This window comes from Nostoc sp. (assembly GCF_036916655.1).
Classification (GTDB): Bacteria; Cyanobacteriota; Cyanobacteriia; order Cyanobacteriales; family Nostocaceae; genus Nostoc.
The window spans coordinates 1-20880 of the sequence record NZ_JBALFY010000002.1 but is presented as its reverse complement, the minus strand read 5'-3'; the positions used below and the strand labels follow the sequence as shown (position 1 = coordinate 20880).

Annotated in this window: 25 protein-coding genes and 1 pseudogene; 7 read left to right on the top strand and 19 right to left on the bottom strand. The window is 42.6% G+C overall.

The features are described 5' to 3' along the window. Nucleotides 1–408 precede the first annotated feature (408 nt). Nucleotides 409–1032, top strand: a complete 624-nt coding sequence (locus V7L31_RS00155; RefSeq protein ID WP_334694368.1) for a TetR/AcrR family transcriptional regulator — start codon at nt 409–411, stop codon at nt 1030–1032. A gap of 151 nt (nt 1033–1183) precedes the next feature. Here V7L31_RS00155 and V7L31_RS00150 read toward each other — a convergent pair whose 3' ends face one another. The 4 genes from V7L31_RS00150 to V7L31_RS00135 all read right to left on the bottom strand — a co-directional run bounded on the left by V7L31_RS00150 (nt 1184) and on the right by V7L31_RS00135 (nt 4537). Beyond that, nucleotides 1184–2266 (bottom strand): energy-coupling factor ABC transporter ATP-binding protein, encoded by a 1083-nt coding sequence (locus tag V7L31_RS00150; RefSeq protein ID WP_334694367.1) that lies wholly within the window; start codon nt 2264–2266, stop codon nt 1184–1186. Next, nucleotides 2263–2961 (bottom strand): ABC transporter permease, encoded by a 699-nt coding sequence (locus tag V7L31_RS00145; RefSeq protein WP_334694366.1) that lies wholly within the window; start codon nt 2959–2961, stop codon nt 2263–2265. Before V7L31_RS00145 ends, V7L31_RS00150 begins: the two co-directional genes overlap by 4 nt. 83 nt (nt 2962–3044) lie before the next feature. Then, on the bottom strand, nt 3045–3926 hold the full coding sequence (locus V7L31_RS00140) for a substrate-binding domain-containing protein (RefSeq protein WP_334694365.1): 882 nt from the start codon (nt 3924–3926) through the stop codon (nt 3045–3047). A 380-nt stretch (nt 3927–4306) separates the two neighbouring features. Beyond that, nucleotides 4307–4537, bottom strand: a complete 231-nt coding sequence (locus tag V7L31_RS00135; RefSeq protein WP_334694364.1) for a hypothetical protein — start codon at nt 4535–4537, stop codon at nt 4307–4309. Nucleotides 4538–4727: 190 nt separating this feature from the next. Between V7L31_RS00135 and V7L31_RS00130 the strand changes: the two genes are divergently transcribed. The 5 genes from V7L31_RS00130 to V7L31_RS00110 all read left to right on the top strand — a co-directional run bounded on the left by V7L31_RS00130 (nt 4728) and on the right by V7L31_RS00110 (nt 6219). Continuing rightward, nucleotides 4728–4949 (top strand): hypothetical protein, encoded by a 222-nt coding sequence (locus tag V7L31_RS00130; RefSeq protein ID WP_334694363.1) that lies wholly within the window; start codon nt 4728–4730, stop codon nt 4947–4949. Between the two features lie 66 nt (nt 4950–5015). Then, nucleotides 5016–5276: a hypothetical protein gene (locus V7L31_RS00125; protein WP_334694362.1), complete on the top strand. Its 261-nt coding sequence runs from the start codon at nt 5016–5018 to the stop codon at nt 5274–5276. Continuing rightward, nucleotides 5269–5523: a hypothetical protein gene (locus V7L31_RS00120; RefSeq protein ID WP_442936668.1), complete on the top strand. Its 255-nt coding sequence runs from the start codon at nt 5269–5271 to the stop codon at nt 5521–5523. The genes V7L31_RS00125 and V7L31_RS00120 overlap by 8 nt, the downstream gene beginning before the upstream one ends. Before the next feature lie 55 nt (nt 5524–5578). Beyond that, nucleotides 5579–5794, top strand: a complete 216-nt coding sequence (locus tag V7L31_RS00115; protein ID WP_094344916.1) for a transferase hexapeptide repeat containing protein — start codon at nt 5579–5581, stop codon at nt 5792–5794. Continuing rightward, on the top strand, nt 5791–6219 hold the full coding sequence (locus V7L31_RS00110; RefSeq protein ID WP_334694361.1) for a type II toxin-antitoxin system VapC family toxin: 429 nt from the start codon (nt 5791–5793) through the stop codon (nt 6217–6219). The genes V7L31_RS00115 and V7L31_RS00110 overlap by 4 nt, the downstream gene beginning before the upstream one ends. Before the next feature lie 73 nt (nt 6220–6292). On the opposite strand, the gene V7L31_RS00105 is transcribed toward V7L31_RS00110, so the two are convergent. From V7L31_RS00105 to nifH, 15 genes and pseudogenes are all read right to left on the bottom strand, one after another. Further along, a complete protein-coding gene (locus V7L31_RS00105; RefSeq protein ID WP_334694360.1) occupies nt 6293–6895 on the bottom strand; it encodes a cytochrome c oxidase subunit 3 in 603 nt (200 codons plus the stop codon). Nucleotides 6896–7111: 216 nt separating this feature from the next. Beyond that, the gene (gene ctaD / locus V7L31_RS00100) at nt 7112–8761 is read right to left on the bottom strand and encodes a cytochrome c oxidase subunit I (RefSeq protein WP_334694359.1); all 1650 of its coding nucleotides are present in this window, start codon (nt 8759–8761) and stop codon (nt 7112–7114) included. Nucleotides 8762–8840: 79 nt separating this feature from the next. After that, nucleotides 8841–9803: a cytochrome c oxidase subunit II gene (locus tag V7L31_RS00095; protein ID WP_334694372.1), complete on the bottom strand. Its 963-nt coding sequence runs from the start codon at nt 9801–9803 to the stop codon at nt 8841–8843. A gap of 125 nt (nt 9804–9928) precedes the next feature. Then, a complete protein-coding gene (locus V7L31_RS00090; RefSeq protein ID WP_334694358.1) occupies nt 9929–10534 on the bottom strand; it encodes a DUF2231 domain-containing protein in 606 nt (201 codons plus the stop codon). Further along, complete coding sequence (locus tag V7L31_RS00085) at nt 10531–11025, bottom strand: DUF2231 domain-containing protein (RefSeq protein WP_094332480.1); 495 nt, start codon at nt 11023–11025, stop codon at nt 10531–10533. Before V7L31_RS00085 ends, V7L31_RS00090 begins: the two co-directional genes overlap by 4 nt. 365 nt (nt 11026–11390) lie before the next feature. Continuing rightward, nucleotides 11391–11954: an ISAs1 family transposase gene (locus V7L31_RS00080; protein WP_334694357.1), complete on the bottom strand. Its 564-nt coding sequence runs from the start codon at nt 11952–11954 to the stop codon at nt 11391–11393. Nucleotides 11955–12250: 296 nt separating this feature from the next. Further along, nucleotides 12251–12709, bottom strand: a complete 459-nt coding sequence (locus V7L31_RS00075; protein WP_334694371.1) for a phosphate-starvation-inducible PsiE family protein — start codon at nt 12707–12709, stop codon at nt 12251–12253. A 137-nt stretch (nt 12710–12846) separates the two neighbouring features. Further along, a complete protein-coding gene (locus V7L31_RS00070) occupies nt 12847–13074 on the bottom strand; it encodes a hypothetical protein (protein WP_094332482.1) in 228 nt (75 codons plus the stop codon). Nucleotides 13075–13685: 611 nt separating this feature from the next. Further along, nucleotides 13686–14507, bottom strand: coding sequence for an NADPH-dependent oxidoreductase (locus V7L31_RS00065; protein WP_334694356.1), 822 nt, complete (start codon nt 14505–14507; stop codon nt 13686–13688). Nucleotides 14508–14615: 108 nt separating this feature from the next. Next, nucleotides 14616–15293, bottom strand: coding sequence for a 2OG-Fe(II) oxygenase (locus V7L31_RS00060; protein WP_334694355.1), 678 nt, complete (start codon nt 15291–15293; stop codon nt 14616–14618). A gap of 463 nt (nt 15294–15756) precedes the next feature. Beyond that, a pseudogene (locus V7L31_RS00055) lies at nt 15757–15897 on the bottom strand (CopG family transcriptional regulator); the annotation flags it as partial. 111 nt (nt 15898–16008) lie between these two features. Next, nucleotides 16009–17127, bottom strand: a complete 1119-nt coding sequence (gene nifV, locus V7L31_RS00050) for a homocitrate synthase (protein ID WP_334694370.1) — start codon at nt 17125–17127, stop codon at nt 16009–16011. A gap of 212 nt (nt 17128–17339) precedes the next feature. Next, nucleotides 17340–18590, bottom strand: a complete 1251-nt coding sequence (locus V7L31_RS00045; protein WP_334694354.1) for a substrate-binding domain-containing protein — start codon at nt 18588–18590, stop codon at nt 17340–17342. Nucleotides 18591–18845: 255 nt separating this feature from the next. Next, complete coding sequence (locus V7L31_RS00040) at nt 18846–19232, bottom strand: hypothetical protein (protein WP_094344901.1); 387 nt, start codon at nt 19230–19232, stop codon at nt 18846–18848. Nucleotides 19233–19398: 166 nt separating this feature from the next. Further along, a complete protein-coding gene (gene nifH, locus V7L31_RS00035; RefSeq protein WP_334694369.1) occupies nt 19399–20313 on the bottom strand; it encodes a nitrogenase iron protein in 915 nt (304 codons plus the stop codon). A 77-nt stretch (nt 20314–20390) separates the two neighbouring features. Here nifH and V7L31_RS00030 point away from each other — a divergent pair, with 77 nt between their 5' ends. Beyond that, complete coding sequence (locus tag V7L31_RS00030; RefSeq protein ID WP_334694353.1) at nt 20391–20618, top strand: IS1-like element transposase; 228 nt, start codon at nt 20391–20393, stop codon at nt 20616–20618. Nucleotides 20619–20880 lie beyond the last annotated feature (262 nt).

The following is a 20880-nucleotide window of genomic DNA, read 5'->3' as shown; positions in this document are numbered from 1 at the left end:
CAGATGTATGATATTCTTTATTTATAGGGAATCTAAACCACTTCACGCACAAAGGATCTCCAAGCACTTGCGCTGTAGTGATGAAGCCAAATCCCATAAGTTAACCAATTGTTTGATGAACTGATGGTCTTGCTCCACAAGTCTCTGGAGGATTGTGGAAGTACTTGATCGGTAGCAGTTCTGAAGTTCGGGGGGACTTTGGTCTGCTTGCAGTTCATCAATCACTTTTGGGATAAACCTTTTATTATTTACAGATAGTTTTTTCTTAAATCCTCAGAAAAAATCAAAGCTTTGGCGAATCAAAAAATAGAATAAGCAATCGATAAATAATATTATTTGCTATTTAACCAATTGGGTAAAGCAAACTTAATTGAACTTCCAGATTAATTAAATAACCTGGTGTTTAAAATGACTAAACCGAAAACAACCCGTAAATCTGTTCGCGATCGCATCCTAAATACAGCATCAGGCTTGTTTTATCGAGAAGGAATTCGCAATGTCGGTATTGACAGAATTGTTGCGGAATCTGGCGTTGCTAAAATGTCACTCTACAATCATTTCAAGTCAAAGGATGCATTAATTGAAGCGTGGCTGCGACAACAGGATGAACAATGGTGTGAATGGCTCAAAACCACGATTGAGCAACGAGCTTCTAACCCATCCCAACAACTATTGGCAATATTCGATGCCCTACGGGAATGGTTTGAGGGCCCAGATTTTCGAGGTTGTGCATTCATTAATGCTTCAGTGGAACTAGCCAATGCTGACCACCCTGGACATAGAGTGGCATTAGAGCATCAACAATCTATTTACCACTACATCAAGAGCCTAGCTCAAGCCGCAGAAGTTTCATCACCCGAACAGTTAGCCAGGCAACTGCTTCTCCTGGTGCAAGGTGCGATCGTGGTTGCGATGATGGAAGGAAGTTGGTCAACCGCTTCACAGGCGAAAAAAGTCGCGGCAACACTAATTCAGACTGCATCAAAATGCGGTGTTACCGAGACAGTTTTGACTGCCCAGTTAGAGTGCTGAGTATATTCATAAACCCGAACAAATGCTTGCACCAGATGATGGTTTTAATAAGATAAATAGTGCCGGGTGTAAAATTTTAGAGTATTTTGCTAATTGGACTGACTAAATTCTTATTTATCCCGCTATTTCTAGTATAAAACCGTCTATTGTTCTAAACAAAATGTGCATCTTTAGGATTGAATGCTAGTTTAATTATCTCATGGGGATATACATTGCCAAATATATGATTCCGAGGCACTCTGGCGATTAAAGTTTGTTCTCCCACCTTAACCCAGATACTACAAATACCAATACCATTTAAAACCCGTTCTACTAGTCCTTCAATAATTACCGAACACAGTTTGTGTCGCATTGAAGAACTTGGATCGTAAAGATTGAAAGTATCGCCAGATAAACAACATGTAGTAATTGGCTTTGTGATTTCCCCAGAATATAAAAACTCTATCCCGTTTGCAAGTTTGATAAAATTTCCACGGCTACTCCGTTCTACATGGCACGGAATAATATTATCTATCCCTACCAGTCTGGCAAGCTGCTCGTTAGCTGGTCGGCGGATGATAGTTTCCAAGTTATCATCCTGGACAATACAGCCGTCAAATAAAGCGATCGCTCGATCGGCAAAATGCAGTATATCTGTAAAATTATGACTGACTAATATAACTGCCGAACCCCTCGCTTGCGCCCATTGTCTAATTTTCTCGATCATCTGGGGACGTATTCCCACATCTAAAGAGGCAGAAGGCTCATCCAAAAGCAGCAATTCGGAATCAGCAACTAAACCGCAGGCAATACAAACTCGTTTCGCTTCACCACCAGACAGAGAACGCGCTGACTGATTTGCTAAGTGTTCACAGCCAAAAGTTGTCAATGCACTATGTACCCTTTGCTTAATCTTGTGTGTTGGTGTGCCGCGAAACTTTAATACCTTGGCAACATTATTAAAAACGGTGTCATCCAGTAGTAAGGTTTCCTGAAAGACCAAAGCCGAACGACGACGCAATAATGTTTTATTAGCATTGCTGACATCCTCTCCAAATAATTGCATCTCACCACGGTAAGGTTGCAAGAGATTGATTGTTCTTAACAAAGTGCTTTTACCAGCACCATTGGGGCCAATCACAGCAACTAGTTCCCCTGGACGGACTGTAAAATTGTTAATTGACAGGATATTCTGACGTGGTTTGCTAGCGACGCTCACCTGTCGCATATTCAGGACATATTCGTTAGTACTCATAGAATTTTCTTGTCATGCTGTAGGATAGTCAGCAACACGATTACGGTGTATGTGATGATGAGGAGGATGTATGCGATCGCCATTGCAACATCGTAATTTCCTTTCCCTACCTCTGTGACGATCGCTGTAGTCAGGACTCTAGTCTGCCCCTTAATATTGCCGCCCACCATCATGGATGCACCAACTTCCGAGATGACGCGACCAAAACCAGCCATGATTGCAGCCATTAACCCTAACCGTGCTTCCTTGATTAGCAACCAGTTGGCTTGCCACTGTGTCGCCCCCATTGATAACAATCGCCAGCGTAGCTTCGGATTAATACTGATAATTGCCGCAAAACTGAAGCCAGCAACAATTGGAAAAGCAATGATGGTTTGGGCGATGATCATAGCTATGGGTGTATAAATTAAATCCAGATTTCCCAATGGGCCAGATCGCCACAAAAACATACTGACGAATAAACCGACTACGACGGGTGGTAATCCCATACCGAAGTTAATCAAACTAGTCAGAGTTTGTTTGCCGATGAAATCCACTAATGCTAGCCACAGTCCTAATGGTAGTCCCAGTAAAACGCTAATGGCTGTAGCTGTTCCAGATACAAACAATGTCATCGTCATGACTTGGAAAACGTCACTATCGCCACTGGTTAATAGCTCAAAAGCTTTGAAAGCTCCTTCGATGATTGTATTCACAAATACAAATCTCTTAAAAAATTGGGAAATAATACTTAAATATGCAGTAAAGCAACTCTTAACGAGCTGATACTCAAGTTTCTTTAAAAGCCATAATCTTTCTCCGTTTTACCGGCATCAACATAAAATAGCGGTTGTTTGAACTCTTTTTTCCCGTGGGCTGCAATTATTGTCTGTCCTTCAGGAGATAAGACAAAATTAATAAACGCTTTAGCTCCTGCACTATTGACTCTGGGGTACTTCTTAGAATTTACCTCCATCACATGGTAAAGATTTAACAGTTTCTTATCTCCTTGCACCAGTACAGGCAAAGACAGATTTTTCTGCTGAAATATATACGTTGCCCGATCTGCTAAGGTATATCCCAGTTTTTGATTAGCAACTTGCAAAGTTTCCGCCATTCCTGAACCTGTTTGCTGATACCAAGTTCCAGATGGTGTGACGTTTGCCTGTTTCCATAAATCTTTTTCTAGTTTGTTAGTACCTGAGTCATCACCCCGCGATACAAACAATGCTTGATTTTTGGCAATGAGACTGAACGCTTCCACAGCATTCTTTTTCCCTCTAATCTTTGCTTTGTCTGCATCTGGCCCGATAATCACAAAGTCATTGTGCATTACCAAGTGGCGATTAATCACCGCACCACCCGACAAAACTTTGCGTTCGGCTTTCGGTGAATTGACGAATAGCGCGTCAACCTCACCTTTTTCAGCCAGAGCCAAAGCCTGTCCGGTGCCGACTGCAACCTTTTTGAGCCTATATCCTGTTTTCTTTTCAATCGCCGGAACTAAATCATCTAGCAGCCCACTATCCTCAATACTGGTTGTCATCGCCACAATGACATTTTTACTTCCTGAAGACTGTCCAAAAGTTGGCTCTTGGTTGAATATACTACCAAAGCTGATGCAAAGAATCGCCACGAGAATTACCAAATACCCATGACGCAAAGCCCGATGATTGATCATTGCACTCTCCTAGCAATCTGTACGCCAATATTCTTTACTATGGCAAGCAAAGCTTACATTGAGGAGTATAGGCAAGATTGATTAGGAAAGCAACTATATTTATGTTGTTTTCCAGACAATTTTGATGATGAGAAGAATTCCTGACAAGATGCTGACATCTTAGTTTTTACCCAGCATGGCATTTGTTTAGAAGAACTTCACAGAAGTCCTGGTATAGCTTTAGACCGCTTTGTTTCAGTCATTGTGACGTAGTTTAGAGATATTTGGTGGAATGCGATCGCAGTTGATCAAAGACTGCGATCGCAACAGGTTCGTGTGTCCACGATGGATTTAAGAATAGCAACGGTCGGCATCCAGGCAGCCCTAGATATTAAAGGAGGCTATTCCCCTGGCATCAGTAAGCGGTAAAGGAAGTTTTTACTTGCTTGGTTCTGTCTAGCCATTTCTAGAAGTAGTATATCTCCATTTTTGAGGAGGACGAAAAAGCATTGAGCATCGAGGTAATCATCATTGCGTAATCCTTCATCAGCTACCTTTGTTTCCTCTATCTCTTCATAGTTCAAGTAATGCTCTTTGTCCTCAACGTCTACTACATTAAATACGACTGGCATTGGTTTTTAAGGTACAAGAGTACATTGTCGATCATAAATCGTATAGTTGCTTCAAATCTGTTGGTTTAGTTGCAAAATACAATCCTCGTGGGATGTCCTGATATGGTTCGTAATCTCAGGACTGCAAGGATATATAATGAGCCTTTTGCATTGTAATTAAGTCATTAATTAGGTAACTTGGAACAAATCAATGCAACTAACTTTTCAGATATTTGGCACTCATTACTTCATCAATTGTGCGCGGAGCAATGCTGACATTATTCGTGGATATGCTCTGCTATTGCAAATTATTCAGGGTTTGGTAACGGCTCCTATTTTATTATTTAATCCTGGAGCGATCGCAACGTGTTCGTGCGTCCACGATGGATTTAAGAATAGTAGCATTGGCGGAGGCATCGCCGGATTAACTTAATTCAGTGGGAAAGTGCTAATGTCTGACTGAGCTAAACTAAACGTATATCTTCTCAAAATAAGCTATATGGCTCTGGGCGAAATTTTACCAACCGTCAGTCAACTATCTCATGAAGATAAACTTCGACTAATCCACTTTCTCCTGCTTGCAGTTGCGAAAGAAGAAGGATACAGCTTAGAAGATACTGAAGAGAGTGATTCAACGAAAGCACTTCTAAATCAACTGGGATCAACTCAAGGAGTTGTCTGGTCTCCTCAAACAACTCCTGAAGCAATTCAAGCATTGTCAGACCTGCTAGTGGCAGCACAGGGAGCCGCCAATGCTTGATGGTCATCGCTTTCTGTTCACGGAGCGAACCGATAGTCAAGGGCGATCGAGCGTTATGCCATATTTGCCGTTAACCCTTACTAAAGGAAGCCTTTCTACAGAAGCGATCGCGCTGTTAGATACAGGTGCGAGTGTTAATGTTCTACCTTGCGAAATTGGCTTACAGTTAGGAGCAGTCTGGCAAGAGCAGACCGTCCCTATTCAGTTGAGTGGGAATTTGGCTCTTAGCGATCGCCCATCGCAGTGAGGTGTATGATCTGTGAAGGTTGACAACATAACGTGAACGCTTAAAGGAGAGAACCATGTTAGATGAAACAGTTCTGGAGCATCGCTTGTTAACCCTTGAGCAAGCAGTCTCCGATCTCCAACGCCAGGTTGAAGGCAAACCCTCCGAAAACTGGTTGGAAAAACTAGTCGGCTCAATTTCTGATGAGTCAGCTTTTCTTGAAGCTCTGGAATATGGACGTGCCTTTCGTCAGGCTGACAAGCCAACTGATGAGGATGACGAGCAATTGTGAAATATTTGCTTGATACCGATCACATCAGTTTTCTACAGAGGCGCTCAGGTTTAGAGTTTACTCGTTTGACGGCTCGGATGGGGCAGCACTCATCTGCTGATTTTGCGTTATCGATTGTTAGTTTTCATGAGCAGGTGCTTGGCGCTCATAACTTCATTAATCGTGCGCGGACGAATGCTGACATGATTCGTGGATATGCTCTGCTGTTGGAAATTCTTCAGAGTTTCGCAACGGCTCCTATTGTACCATTTGATGCTGGAGCGATCGCACTCTTTGATCAACTGCGATCGCAACGGGTTCGTGTGTCTACGATGGATTTAAGAATAGCAGCGATTGCTATATCTCGTAATTTAGTATTGTTGACCCGAAACGTTAGTGACTTCAACAAGGTTCCAGGTTTAGTAATGCAGGATTGGACGCTGTAAAATAGGCGGGCTAACTCAGCCGTTATACAGTCCTAATAGCTATCTTCCACACAAAACCTCAGACTACAAAGTATCATTGCCAGACATAAATAAGGACAAACAAAACAATCCAGATGACATCAACAAAGTGCCAAAAAATAGAAGTGGCATTTACACCAAAATGACCTGTGTCGTAGTTACCAGGAATGAAAGAGCGACCAAAAACAAGTATCTGCAACAAAATGCCAGTAAGAACGTGAAAACCGTGGAAACCTGTCAGTAAGTAGAACATCCCACCAAAGACACCTGTGGTAAAGCCAAAAGAAAGATGGCTCCATTCGATCGCTTGCCCGACTAAAAAGTAACTTCCCATTGCGATCGAAAGCATTAGAAACTGGCGAAATGTTATCAAGTCGTGGCGTGCAAGGGCGCGTTCTGCCAAGTAGATGACAAAGCTACTAGAAACAAGAATTACCGTATTAATTGCCGGATCTCTGACTTCCAGTCCAGAAACGCCAGCTGGTAGCCAGTCAGGATTTGCTGTTTTATAGACAATATATGCTGTAAAAAAACCGAGGAAAATGAAAGTCTCTGACAGCAGGAAGACAATGAAGCCGAACATCTTGCTGCCTTCTTCATCATGGGTATGCTCGTGTGAGAGATGATCTGATTCTTCTGAAATGATGGAACTGTCCATTGCTTGAAACTCCTATATATTTATCTCACGCAAAGGCACAGAGAAAGAAAAGAGAGTAAAGTAGTAGTCTGCGATCGCGAATACCTCATCTCAAACTCTCTGTGTCCATCTGCATGAACCTCTGCGCTCCTACCCTATGGGAAGGCGCGTTCGCGTAGCGTCTCCAAGAGTTGCGCCTATGCGTTTAAAAATCAAATCAAACATTTGGCCTGCTCTCTAATGCTCGGCTACCAATGGTTCAGATTTCCCATACCCGTAGGGTTCACCCACAACAACTGGAATTTCCTCAAAGTTCTCAACAGGAGGTGGTGAAGAAACTAACCACTCCAGTCCAATTGCTCGCCAAGGATTCTTCGGTGCTTGTTCGCCATGTATCCAAGAACCAATCATATTCAGAATGAAGGGTAAGGTAGACACACCTAGCAGAAATCCTCCGATACTGGCGATAATATTCCAAAATTCATACTCTGGTGCATAAGAAGAAACTCGACGCAACATTCCTTGTAATCCTAGTGGGTGCATTGGGAAGAAGTTGAGGTTAGTGCCAATGAACGCCAGCCAGAAATGCAACTTGCCCAAGCCTTCGTAATACATACGTCCAGTCATTTTGGGGAACCAGAAGTAAATAGCAGCAAACATCCCCATTGTTACCGTGCCATATAGAACATAGTGGAAGTGACCCACCACATAGTAAGTGTTGTTGACATGGACATCAATGGGAACAGAGGAAAGGGTGATGCCAGTGATACCTGCAAATACAAACAATATTAATGCACCAAACGCAAACAGCATTGGTGTATCAAATCGTAGCTTGCCACCCCAAATCGTTGCAGTCCAGGCAAACACCTTAATGCCAGTGGGGACAGAAACGAACATGGTTGTGAGCATGAAAAACAGCCGCATCCAGCCTGGAGTACCACTGACGTATAAATGGTGTACCCAGACTATACCGCTAACTCCAGCAATCAGGAGTGATGAAATAGCGACAATCTTATAGCCAAACAGAGGTTTACGAGCAAAAACAGGGAATATCTCTGAAAAGACTCCAAAGACCGGCAGAATGATTACGTAAACAGCAGGGTGGGAGTAGAACCAGAAAAAGTGCTGAAATAGAACTGGGTCGCCTCCCTTGGTGGGGTCAAAAAAGCTAGTTCCAACTGTTAAGTCGAGTAAAAGCATGACTGCACCTGCTGTTAATACAGGTAGTCCAAACAGTTGGATAATCTGGGCGCTGAATACATTCCAAACAAAGATGGGCATACGGAAGAATGTCATCCCAGGTGCGCGCATCTTCACAATCGTGGTGACAAAGTTAATCCCCCCCATAATTGAGGAAACACCTGATATTGCCACTGCTAGAAGCCAGATTACTTGACCATTGATTAAGTTGCCTGTCGGGTTTTGCAAGCTGACGGGAGGGTATGACCACCAACCTGCTTGCGCTGGCCCACCGGGTACAAAGAAACTGGCCATCAGTAGGATAGCAGCGATCGGTATCATCCAGAAGGCAACAGCATTGAGTCTGGGAAACGCCATATCTCGCGCCCCAATCATCAGAGGTACAAGATAGTTAGCAAAACCTGTAAGTATGGGGAATGTCCATCCAAATAGCATCACAGTGCCGTGCATGGTGAACATTGCATTATAAACACTACGGTCAACTAGGTCTGATTCTGGGGTAATCAATTCCCCACGAATGATCATTGCAAATATGCCACCAACTAAAAAGAGAATGAAAGCGGTAACAATATACTGAATACCGATAACTTTGTGGTCTGTGCTGAAGCTAAAGTATTGTTTCCAGTCTGTTATAGGTTCCTGTTGAGGTGCGTCACCTGTAATGTCTTCAACGGAAATATTTGTCATTGTCTTTTATCCTTTGTCCTTTGTCCTTTATTCTTTGTCATTAGTCACTTGTTCAAAACCAATGACTAATGACCAATGACTAATTGCTGTAATTAACTACAGGGGCTTGTGCGGGTGCTACCGTAACCCAGCCTTTGATTAATTCTTTTGATTCTTGGGCATATTCGGAAGCTGCTTGATTATTTGCAGTACATGGTTTACGGTTTGCTGTTTCTGCAAGCCACTTCTTGTAATCTTCAGGGGACTCGACAACAACATTTGCCCGCATGGTTGCAAAGTAAGTACCGCTAAATTCGGAATCGGTTAACTGATACTTGCCAATGCGGATGGGGGTGAATTCAAAGTCAATGTTGCGGTTGGGAATAATGTCTTGCTTGACTCGGAAAGCCGGGATATAAAAGCCGTGGAGAACATCCTCAGATTGCATTGCTAGACGGATGCGATGATTGACGGGTAAATGTAGTTCGGTGCTGGTAATTCCTGTTTTTGGATAGCGGAAAACCCAGGCCCACTGTTTGGCATTAACTTCAATGTCTTCAAATGGGATTACACTTGATGTAGCATCAGTTGATACAATTGAGGAAGTCGAGGAGGCGGAAACTATGCCTGCATCTCCGTTAATTGGTGCAGCAGATGCCGATTTCATCAAGACTGGAATATGCATATGCATAGCTTCCATTGGGCCTTGAATCCCCATTTGCTCGTAGATTTGGTAGCTGTAAGTGGCAATCCAAAACACTAGCAATACAGGAATTGCAGTCCAGACAATTTCTAGTGTGATATTTCCTTCAATTGGGGGGCCATCGCTGGTATCATATTGCTCTGCTCGATGGAAAATCGCTGAGTAGATGAGTGTTCCTGTGACTCCAAGAAAGATAAATGCTCCCAGCGTGATTAAGAAACTAAACAACTTATCGACGAGCTGCGATTCTGCTGCGGCTTGAGGAGGCATCCAGGAATACGTCCACTGCCCTATCAAAAGACTAACAGCAGTTAAGGCGATCGCGATCGCACTCAAGATCAAAATATTTCGGATTTTCATAGCCATAAAAGTCATTGGTCATTGGTCATTGGTCATTAATCATTAGTCATTGGTTATTTACAAGGGACAAATGACATAGACGCCTTAGCGGCTTCCCGCAGGGTAGGACAAGTAACTAACATCGATTACCTCAGCAGTAAGTTGGGGTCTTTGCCCAACCGCAACAATATATCAGCAGTATTGTGAACCCCAAACTCACCAGCTAAGTGCGCCCCTAGCGTACCGTGGATGAACATAATGAACATGATGAACAGTCCAGAAACTAAATAAGTCCACTGCACTTGTTGACTGTCATCCTGACGCCAAATATAACGCTGAAATCCTCTCCAAATAGCCATCCCAAGAATCAGCGCTAGTAGAAAAACACCACCCACTCCATGCCAAAGCATTGTTTCCATAGCTGACAATCCCCAGGCACTCTTTACTCCAGTGAGTGGTTCTGCCAACATGATTTCGTAAAAACCTGCTGCTACCGTAAAAATTGTGATGAGTGCTGAACCTAGCATATTGTACCAGCCAGCATCAAAGAAGCTAGAACGAGTGGCTGGAACTGCTAAAAACTTGAAGATTGGTTGTTGTAGAGGGAAGAATGCACCAATCAAATCAAAGGTAATGCCAAGGATGAACAAACCTATAGTGAGATGAACTAAATTTGGGTGAATGGGTATAGTGTAGGGCAACCCATTTGCTCCCATCTGAGTCTTTAATTGCTCAATAACTTCAGGGTTCATTGCAGTAAGCCCTCCTTTATAGCTTCAACAACTGGTACAGTGTGCAACCCATATACCCAAACCAATTCATCTCCGAAATACACTTGTATGCCTACCAAAACAGTCAAAAGTAGACTTGCTGCTAGGTAATAAACTGATATCTTTTCTGGAGTGCGGCAATGAATCACGTAACGCCAAGCTGTAATAGCTGCCAGAATTCCTGCAAGTGACCAGCCAAGGAGCGTATGTAAATTAAGTACTGGTTGAGCTGCGTTATAAGGTTGTGCTAAACCTGCTTCAAATTGACCAAAAATAACGGCGATGAAGATGGAGATTGTAGCGAAAAACATATTCCACCAACTCACCTCAAAAAGACGGTAGTTGCTAGTAAAGTATCCAATGACATCACACACGAAGGCAAACAACACCATTGCAATCACAAAATGGACAATGATGGGATGTATCGTATCAGGATACGGTAAATTATGGTTATTCAGAAGATTCTCAAGCATGGTATTCTACTGATATGTTAGTTAGTGTTTAGTGCTTAACAATCAATACTTCACAATCTTTTGATTTTTACAACAACTTAGATTGCACTTAAAATCCTTCTAAATAACAACAGCAATTCTGATGAGGAGAATTCTTTCACAGAGTAGCTTGATTCTGATAGGCAAAAGCTCACTGGAATGAATATAGAATAGCAAGTTATCGAAAAAGGTTTTACTCGTTGGTAAATGCTGACGAACGAGTTACTACTTTCCATCTGTGAAGTCAAACAATGATGGAGAAATTGGGAGCGGCATTACCCTTACGTATTTTGGAATCATCCTTGGCTGATTGTCTTTGACCGCAATCACGTAATTATTTCCACAGTCTATAGATTAACTGGCAAGTTTTTTTGGCAGTGCAAAGAATCAAAGCTAAATACAGCATTTTTTAGCTCCAAAGCCGCAATTAAATTTTGCACTACTACGATTTCCCTCTCTTCCTTGTTTTGGATCTCTTCCATATTGACTACTACTCCTCTTTTACTCGCAAACACTGTTACGATACTGACAAAATTCTGACATGATTTTTCGTAGTCTTGGACTGTTTCCTTAATGCTTTTACCGTCGATACGACACCACTCAGATTCTTCTATTTCAACGTAGTTTTGCGCCCAGTGATTAAATTTTGTCACCAGTTTATCAAAATCGACTCCCATCGCTATGCGCCTGATAGTTGAGTATGAGGGAACACCGTGTTTTTGTATTTCAAACGTTTTGATTAACGCTCGACGATGCCGTTTGATGAAATCCCCCCACGCACGATACCCAACATATCCACTCATAGTGCCCATTATTACGAACAGCAACACCAACCACAGTGGATGTCTTCGACCATCACTTGTTCTGAAGTCTTCTACTTGCCGCAGATGTTCAATTAGACAAGCACCCATAATTCTTATCCCCTCAACACTTGCAATTTTACCTGTTTTAGGGAATGTGCCTGTCCCTTGTCCTCTTCAATAACTAAATAGGCTTTGGACATTATTATGCCCTAAGCTCATAAATAGAATTGCTAGTTTTGAAGTGTACTTTATTTTTTTGAAGAATTTTGTACTTTTTATTCTCCATATATAAAGAATATCATACATTTGTTAAAATTACTTGCGTTAACCAACTAATTTTCAAACAGTATTTGTCGTTACAATTAATCATGAACTACAGGATTATCAGCCAATAATTGCATTTTTTATTTTGTTTCAGTGTGAGGAGTTTTGACCTGTTCAAAAAAGTTAGATACCCAAGGTAAAGCCACAAGAATTCCCGCTAATACTACTAAAAATACTGCAATTCCAAAAATTTGGTCACGGGGAATTTCAAGAACACCACGTAAAATTACTTCTCTTAAAGCAGAAACCATAGTAATCTCTACTGCTGCTGCCACGGATGTCCGTTGTTGTTGTATATGATCGATTAACAGGCGGAATAACTCTACCAAAATCAAAATGAACAGGATATCAGATGTTACTTGCCGTAAATCTAATGGACTCAAAAAGGAGAAGAACATATCTCCCAGTCGGATGAGCATCACACAAAATAAACCAAGGCAGAGAGAAATAATAATAAAGTCTTGAAAAAACTCCAGGTTACGTACAATTGTATTTCTTTGTAACCAGTTATTGAAGTTTAAAGTTAGCCCTTTGAGCATCGTATTTCCTAACGGTCTAGATTCATTTATTTCCATAACTGAAATAGTGCTGAGTATCTAGCATCGATTACTCAGCACTTGGAACTGTATTCATTCAATACCCATTTAAATATGGGGTTTAACTCAGCCCTATTAAACTATTTGGAACCGTTGAGTTTATGGGCGGTTTCGGCAGTTTTCATCTTTGATGCTGCGGTTGTTAAGTTATTCGCAGCTTTGACGATTTCTTCTAAGGTTTCGTTAACCAGATTTTCATCAAGAGAGGTTTCTGATAAGTAAGTTTCGATGAAAATCTCCACTCGACTAACAATTATTTTGCTTTGAGAGCGTAGTCTGTTGAGGTCTTTGGTAGATAGATTATTCATTGTTTGAAGTTCCTTTGGTTTCGCGGGTTAATTCTACATTTCTGGTCAGCAATTCTCAGTCAAAGAGCTATTCTTACAGGTCAGCCCTTTTTTGAAAGATAAAGCTTGCTGGAATACCCATTAAATTGTTCGCCTATTGACTGCTTAAATGCCTTCAGATTCCCAAAATTCGTACAAAGGTTTCAAGCAGGAGAATTGCTATATCTGACAAGTTAGCGAGTCTATTTTAGGACTTACGCACTGAAAACTAAGGTTTGAGATTGCTTCTATTGGAGATGCTGCACTCGCAATGACATAATTTTGTCATGGTGCCTAAGTTCTTATCTATTGCTTAGATTTATGCACCGAAATCATCTTTTGAAACTGAAGTGTAGGGTTTTGAGTCTTTAAGTGTCAAAAGCTTTGGTGCAGATATCAGAAGTTCTCCTCTGGTCGCCGCAGCGCATAGTTTACTTGAGACGAGTAGTCTGTCAAATTCATTTTGATGGTTAAAGAGACACGATAAATCGCCGTCTCTACTCTTAATTTATCCATCAATTATTTATTGACAGACTACTAAAGATAGGGTGGATGCTTACCCTGTATCTTTGTATTCTGGCTGTTGACTCCTTTTATAACAACTTGAAGCCGAAGTTATTCAGAGTCTCACGCAAATCTTTACACCCTTTTAAATAGTCTAAAGTAGCTATTCGCTCGGCTGAATGTTGCGACCAATCACCAGCGACATTCATCTTTTGTTCAGTGTAGAACTCTTTCATGATATCATTATAGTGAGTGATCGCTTCATCTTGCTCTGCCAATTTATAAGTTTCCCGGTGGAATACAGCTGGCTGAGGTAGGCGCGGCTTAACAACAGGTTGTGCTTCAGGATTGGGATAACCCACACACAACCCAAACACAGGGAATACAAAAGGTGGCAAATTCAATAACGTAGCTACCTCTTGGGTACTTTTGCGGATTGCGCCGATATATACCGTTCCTAAACCAACAGATTCAGCAGCGACAATCGCATTTTGCGCTGCGACTGAAGCATCGACTATTGCTTTAACCAACAGTTCTACGTAATCCAGGGCTACGGGAGTTAGTCCGCGACTTAGGGCAACATGAGCCAGACGACCTAAATCTGCTAACCAAACGAAGAATACGGGAGCTTGGTTAATCCATACTTGGTTATTAGCCAGCCTGCATAATTCTGCTTTGCGTTCTTGATCTTCAACTGCTACTACACTCCAGGTTTGCATATTAGCTGAACTAGGAGCAGATTGAGCAGCAGCAACTAGCCATTCTAGGGTTCCTGGTGGTAAAGGCTTAGATAGATAAGACCGAACTGAACGGTGGGCTATTAGCGTTTCTAGAGATTCGTTCCAGTCAATTTCGTGATTGAAGGGAACTTCACCGTAGCGCGATCGCAGTAGTTCTGTAGGATTGGTCATAGTCAGCTTTTGAACCTGAACACTTTTTTACGATTAAGGAAAACAAGGAAGAAGCAGAAAATCAGGAGGCTGATTAACTGACAAAAATAGAGAGAAAAGACTTGATTACTACGCAGCTAGCTGGGTTTCTCCGAAATCTGAAATTAGATCGTTCCGAAAAAAAGCAACTCGTAAGGCTAGCCGATACTCAGATGCAGGGCAAGTAAGCGGAGTTACTGTATGCCAAGAGTTGTCAGAACGTGCGATCGCAACTGAAGAATCACTAAGGGGTAGAATATCTTGGAAGGCAGATTCCGGCTGGGAGTCTTTGAGAATTCGCAAACAGCCTCCCCAATCTACAGACCATTGTTGATTGAAAAAGAGTAAATGAGTTAAAACTTTGTTCGACTCGTCTGTATGAGGGTGATGCAACTGTCCTGAGCTATATCGGCGAAATCCAATATCCATTACACAGTCTTTTAGTTCCAACCCAGACATTTCAGCTAAAGCTTTGCGGTAAGAATCTGTCCACAATCCTTCTATCAACTGTCGCCAGACTTTACTCAGGTGTCTCAAGTCATAAGTAAGTCTGCCTTGTGCCATCCGCTCTCGCCAGCGATTATCGCTAGATTTGAGCATCAAGGAAATATCCTCGCTAGTTGCAAGCATCTTTCCCCAAGAGTATCCGTATCCCTCTCCCTCCGACAGGCGAAACTCTTCGTGGGGAAAACTCGCAGTTAGTTCTAAGCTTGCTTCTGGTGAAAGCAGGTCTTTGATCAAAGCCCAATTGTATGGGACTTTTTGCATTGCTGTGGTACAAATGGAATCAAAATTAAGCATGGTAGAAAAAACGCTTTAGTATAATTAACCAATCATGATTACCCTGGACATCAAGTGGTATTGAACTAGGGGCCGGGGACTAGGGAATGGGGACTGGGGACTGGGGATTAGGGACTAGGGAATGGGAAGATTTAGATAGGAATTTAGATCCCAAGCAAATCTGATTCATATTTTCTTGCCCAGTACCCAGTCCCCAGTACCCAGTCCCAGATCCCCCATCCCGATCGCAATAATTTTGTAGGATTTGTCATTGTCATAGCCAACTTTTGAACTTGAACGCTTTTTTACGATTTCAGAGGGATTACCAACCTCATTGCAAATTTGTTTAGGTGCAAGACAACTCGCTTTACCGATAGCGGTTCTTCACCACTGCTCAAAATAAGTCCAGATCAACCTCTCCAGGATCAAACTGCTTTCCCTGCTGTTTGAGTGATTGTCCTTGTAGACTACGCAACAGGGAGCGCAAAACATCAGTCTTAGTGCGTTGGAACCGCTTGCAGTACTGCTCTAGAAGTTGCCGTTCTTCTGGAGACAATTGAAAAGTGATCCATCCTTGCTCTTTTCTCGGCATAGCTATTACCAACATAATTGGTAATATTCTAGCAGTTGGTACAATAACTGCAATCGCTAACCAGAGACGGAATTGTGATGCTTTCTTAACCCTCCCGACTCCCCATTAAGTTCACCTTTGGGGAACAAAACTCAGGAGTTCTTCAACAGTGAGACTGCGCTTAACTTTTACTGACTCATGCTTTACAGCATCCAGCACTGATTGAATTTCTGGCTGACTGAGTATGATTCCATGTTCTTGCAGCACACTGATGATCAAATGCCGACCGGAATGTTTGCCTACAACAAGGCGACGTTCCCAGCCAACATCTTCCGGCGCAAACGGTTCGTAAGTACCGGGATTTTGCAACACACCGTGAGCATGAATACCCGACTCGTGTGCAAAAGTATTTTCACCCACGATCGCTTTCCAGGGAGGAACCGGCCAGTTAGCAGCTTTCGCAACTAACCGTGACAGTTCCAGCAACCGTTTTGTATTAATACCCGTTGGGATGTTGTAAAGGTGTTTCAGTGCCATCACCATTTCTTCCAACGCCGCATTACCTGCGCGTTCACCAATCCCATTTACTGTAGTGTTGACTGATAGCGCCCCTGCTTCAATACCAGCTAGGGAGTTCGCCATTGCTAGTCCAAAATCATTATGCGTGTGCATTTCTATGGGAATGAATAGATGATGCACAAGGGAGCGAACTTTGCTGTAAGTGTTCAGAGGGTCGAGAATTCCTACAGTGTCACAAAAGCGAAACCGGAAAGCTCCCAACTCTTGAGCATAATACGCCACATCCAATAGAAAAGATGGATCGGCTCTGGAAGAATCTTCTCCGCCAACAGATACCGCTAAACCGCGATCGCAAGCGAAATTAATCGCATCCCGCAGAAGATCCAGCATTACTTGCTGCTTACCCCCAAACTTGGCGGCAATCTGAATTTCTGATACGGGAACGGAAATATGCACCCGTTCCAAACCACAATCTATAGATGCCTGAATATCGGACAATTTAGCACGGTTCCAGCCAAGTAACTGGGCATTTAATCCCAGATTAGCGATCGCTCGGATCGACTCTGCTTCTTCTTGTCCCATTGCCGGCACGCCAATTTCCAATTCTGGAACACCAATAGCATCCAGAAAAGTAGCGATCGCAATTTTTTCTTCAACATTAAAGGCTACACCTGCGGCTTGTTCGCCATCTCGCAAGGTTGTATCGTTAATCTGAACGGGATGTTTATTCATCGTGAAGTCATGATTCATGATCAGCTAACTCGTTGGGTGATTTTGATTTGCTTGAGTAATTCATAATTGAAATGCACAGCAGCTAACTTGAGTTGTGGAAACTAAAAGACATATTTTTTAGCCGTGGGTTAATAATTACGAATTACGTTAGCGACGCGAAAAGCGAGTCTGCGTGCGTAATTACGAATTACGAATTACGAATTACGAATTATTTAAATATTTGCTACAACTTCCCCAATCTTGCTAGTATCATAGCCGCCGAGAATCTCTAATTGCGATCGCACTAGCTGATGTCCCAAGATACTGAGGAACTGTTTTACTGGTTCTTCTTCCAAGTATTCTTTAATAATCACCAAGTCGTATCGCGCACTATGAAGGGGGATAAATCCCAACCCAAAAGCAGCAGCTATAGATGCCGTACTGATCCCTGCATCAGCAATTCCTGAGACTACAGATAAGGCAACATCTTGATGGCTGTGGACGATATGGGTAAATCCTTTCACAGTCTGGGATGGCACTCCTTCTTCTTGGAGTTTCCGTTCTAAAAGCATCTGACCGCCAGAACCCGCTTCATGGGTAACAATAGTTGCTCCAAATTCTACTAAGTCGGAAACTGTTTTAATTCCCCTTGGGTTTCCTGGTGGGACTAACAAACCTTCTTCCCAAACTCCAAGGGTAATCAAAACGGCACTCTTGCCTGTTAAGGCTTCCCGCACAAAGGGAATGTTATGTTCCCCAGTTTTGGGATCGTATAAGTGCATTCCTGCAATATGAACTTCACCTTTGCACAGACTACGTAATGCAGCCTTGCTGTGGGCGAAACGATAATGAATTCGCAGTTGCGGATGCCAACGTTCAGTTGCTCTTGCCAAGAGAGAAAGCACAGGTGTACAACCAGCAATCACAACTGTATTGTGTAGTTTGTCTATATCATCCAGAATCCGAACCAGGACTTTATTTGTAACGTTTTGGTTTTGTGCTTCACCCTCCAATTGACGCTCATTACTAGCTACTTCTGACGCTAATGGCAATTTGCTGATGCTGGGTAACTCTTCCACCCTTGCGGATTCCTTAGCATCAGGGTAGATCGCTGCAAGCGTCTCACCATCAGCTGGAATCATTTCGATCCGAAAAGCATCATTCCCAACGAGGGGATAAGCTATCCATTGATCCCCAACCCGCGCTAGACTAACTCGCGATCGCTGTTGCTTAGGGACTGATCCCGCAAGAATTGCCTCAACTTCTGGTAAATCTTCTTCAAACCAGAATAAGTCCTCGACTTGGCAGCCAAGAGCTTTGGCTAAACGCAGTGACATAGCAACAGAAGGAGCATATTGCCCTAGTTCCACACCACCAATACTCTGACGAGTTACGCCAGCTATATTAGCTAATTCTTGCTGACTCATACCCAAGCGAGTTCTAATTGACTTCAGGTTATTGCAAAGATTCACATCCAGTTTCATGAGGCTGTATATCTCCGTTAGAAAAAGCCACAGCAGACAAACTTAAATCTGTTGGGTCAATCGCAAGGTTTTCTCGTATTTGCCGTTTTTGTTGTCAGACATATTGATGTTTTGACAATTTTGCTTATTTGCTGCAAGCATAGCATACATGTTGCTAAAATACTTGCATTCCTGGATACTATTTTAGTGATTTAGCGTAGCTTGCTAACCTACTAGTCATCGCCAACGGTAGCAAGCTACGTCACCAAAAAAAACTTAGTCCGAGTGCGGTAAATCCTGATCTAGATGCCAATTGCCTTTTTTAGTTGGTACTGCCACCCACTGGAGTTCCAACCATAAGATCGGGTTCTTTTCCTTCAACCTTGAGGCGGGATCGCGAATAATGCGTGTGGCATTTATGCAAACAGCCTGACATATCCCCAAATCTTGAGCAACGCCTCTGAAAACATCTTTGTTGTCATTAATTGAGGCAAACAGCATATTAGGATAATAAACAACAAAATGTTGTATAAGTTTTGGAGGGCAGCCCCAGTAAGAGTTTACGAGTTCGACGTGGCAGTACTGGAGCAACTCACCTACTTTGGCACAGCGTTCCTTGACTACGGTGATAAATTTTTGGACTAAAACCTCTTCGGTCAACATAATGAGTTCTCCTCCTTCAATGAGGTAGACGAATTTTAGCGTGGTTCAGAACGCCGATTTCTCAAATGGTGGTAAGAAGTTTACGCAGTTTTTTCTGCTTTTTCGAGTCAGAGATCGCCAATTGCTCCAGACACTTTGTATGAGGGATAACCCCTACTGCATCGTCCTATTCAAGAGGTATCTCCGAAAATGAATCTGCAACCTTTGTGGAGTTTGGGCTGATACCTAATGTTTGGAGGTGTCTAAACAACCCAAACTGTACCAGCAGTTCCTCTAGCTGATCGTTAGACATAGATTTCGGAGTCACAAAATCTGTATTCTGGTCAATTGCCATTGCTAGGTTGCGATAGTGCTGCGCCTGTTCAGACTCAGGAGCATACTCAATCACCGTCTTGCGGTGGAACTCTGCTTGCTGCACCATATTGTCTCTGGGTATGGAGTAGATCATTTGAGTCCCCAGTTTCTCTGCCAGAGCCTCGATCAAATCATCTTCCTCATCGACTTTGCGAGAGTTGCAAATCAATCCTCCCAGACGTATACCGCCTATGGGTGCATACTTTTGAATACTTCGGCAGATGTTGTTGACGGTATACATTGCCATAATTTCCCCAGAAGTGATAATGTAAACTTCTTGAGCTTTGCGTTCACGAATGGGCATGACAAATCCACCGCATACGACGTCACCTAGACCGTCATAAAATGTATAATCAAGTCTAACTGCATCATCATAAGCACCAAGTTGTTCCAGCAACCCAATTGATGTCACAATGCCTCTACCTGCACATCCTACACCAGGTTCCGGCCCACCCGATTCCACACACAGCGTCTTCCCCCATCCCACCTGGCGGAAGTCTTCTAGATTCAAATCATCATCTTCTTCTTTACGCAACGTGTCGAGTACAATCTTCTGGTGGAATCCTCCCAACAGGAGCCGGGTGGAGTCTGCTTTTGAGTCACACCCTACAACCATCACCTTACGATCCAGATCAGTGAGTCCAGCCACTACATTTTGAGTTGCTGTGGACTTGCCAACTCCTCCTCTTCCATAAATAGCGATTTTCCGCATAAAAACCTCAATAATGGCGCAGACTTATTAATTCGGCTCCCAGATTATGGTGTAATCAAGCAGAGTATTGAATCAAATTGGAGTTGTAAATTTTGAAAGTATTTACTACCCAGTTTGTGACTGAATTGATGCTGTTAGATAGTGGACATCAACCGTCTATCCAGCACTATAAATATTGCAGTTATTTGCTAGAAGTTAAACAGCTTCTTACAGATATGGCAGTAAATATTAGCGGGATGCGAGATACAACAAGGGTGCTAAAAATTAGTTCCAATCCTGTCACCAAAAATCCAAAAAACTTCCACAGATACGGCAGGTGAATGAGAAATTTCTGCTTACTCACAGCAAGACAAGTATTATTTTCGCTGCAAAGAAGATACATAAAAAAATCAGTCCAGCCTACGCTATGGCAACAGCTTCGCCAAACGAAAAACCGATTTTTAGGCGGTTTTGCTCCACTTCGATTAACGTTATGCCATCACCAATAACTGATGAGGCTGGTCTGATACTCACTTCAAAGGAATCTAAGGAGTTTTTATTCTGGTTTTAGATTCCCTATAAATAAAGAATATCATACATCTG

Bases quoted from the DNA above. Each gene is read 5' to 3' on its own strand.
- V7L31_RS00080 (WP_334694357.1), bottom strand. From the start codon at position 11,954: ATGGGTGCTTGTCTAATTGAACATCTGCGGCAAGTAGAAGACTTCAGA.
- V7L31_RS00070 (WP_094332482.1), bottom strand. From the start codon at position 13,074: ATGAATAATCTATCTACCAAAGACCTCAACAGACTACGCTCTCAAAGC.
- V7L31_RS00090 (WP_334694358.1), bottom strand. From the start codon at position 10,534: ATGAACCCTGAAGTTATTGAGCAATTAAAGACTCAGATGGGAGCAAAT.
- V7L31_RS00130 (WP_334694363.1), top strand. From the start codon at position 4,728: ATGCAACTAACTTTTCAGATATTTGGCACTCATTACTTCATCAATTGT.
- V7L31_RS00150 (WP_334694367.1), bottom strand. From the start codon at position 2,266: ATGAGTACTAACGAATATGTCCTGAATATGCGACAGGTGAGCGTCGCT.
- V7L31_RS00155 (WP_334694368.1), top strand. From the start codon at position 409: ATGACTAAACCGAAAACAACCCGTAAATCTGTTCGCGATCGCATCCTA.
- V7L31_RS00045 (WP_334694354.1), bottom strand. From the start codon at position 18,590: ATGAAACTGGATGTGAATCTTTGCAATAACCTGAAGTCAATTAGAACT.
- V7L31_RS00065 (WP_334694356.1), bottom strand. From the start codon at position 14,507: ATGACCAATCCTACAGAACTACTGCGATCGCGCTACGGTGAAGTTCCC.
- nifV (WP_334694370.1), bottom strand. From the start codon at position 17,127: ATGAATAAACATCCCGTTCAGATTAACGATACAACCTTGCGAGATGGC.
- V7L31_RS00135 (WP_334694364.1), bottom strand. From the start codon at position 4,537: ATGCCAGTCGTATTTAATGTAGTAGACGTTGAGGACAAAGAGCATTAC.
- V7L31_RS00095 (WP_334694372.1), bottom strand. From the start codon at position 9,803: ATGAAAATCCGAAATATTTTGATCTTGAGTGCGATCGCGATCGCCTTA.
- ctaD (WP_334694359.1), bottom strand. From the start codon at position 8,761: ATGACAAATATTTCCGTTGAAGACATTACAGGTGACGCACCTCAACAG.
- V7L31_RS00120 (WP_442936668.1), top strand. From the start codon at position 5,269: ATGCTTGATGGTCATCGCTTTCTGTTCACGGAGCGAACCGATAGTCAA.
- V7L31_RS00140 (WP_334694365.1), bottom strand. From the start codon at position 3,926: ATGATCAATCATCGGGCTTTGCGTCATGGGTATTTGGTAATTCTCGTG.
- V7L31_RS00125 (WP_334694362.1), top strand. From the start codon at position 5,016: ATGGCTCTGGGCGAAATTTTACCAACCGTCAGTCAACTATCTCATGAA.
- V7L31_RS00085 (WP_094332480.1), bottom strand. From the start codon at position 11,025: ATGCTTGAGAATCTTCTGAATAACCATAATTTACCGTATCCTGATACG.
- V7L31_RS00115 (WP_094344916.1), top strand. From the start codon at position 5,579: ATGTTAGATGAAACAGTTCTGGAGCATCGCTTGTTAACCCTTGAGCAA.
- V7L31_RS00075 (WP_334694371.1), bottom strand. From the start codon at position 12,709: ATGCTCAAAGGGCTAACTTTAAACTTCAATAACTGGTTACAAAGAAAT.
- V7L31_RS00105 (WP_334694360.1), bottom strand. From the start codon at position 6,895: ATGGACAGTTCCATCATTTCAGAAGAATCAGATCATCTCTCACACGAG.
- V7L31_RS00040 (WP_094344901.1), bottom strand. From the start codon at position 19,232: ATGTTGACCGAAGAGGTTTTAGTCCAAAAATTTATCACCGTAGTCAAG.
- V7L31_RS00060 (WP_334694355.1), bottom strand. From the start codon at position 15,293: ATGCAAAAAGTCCCATACAATTGGGCTTTGATCAAAGACCTGCTTTCA.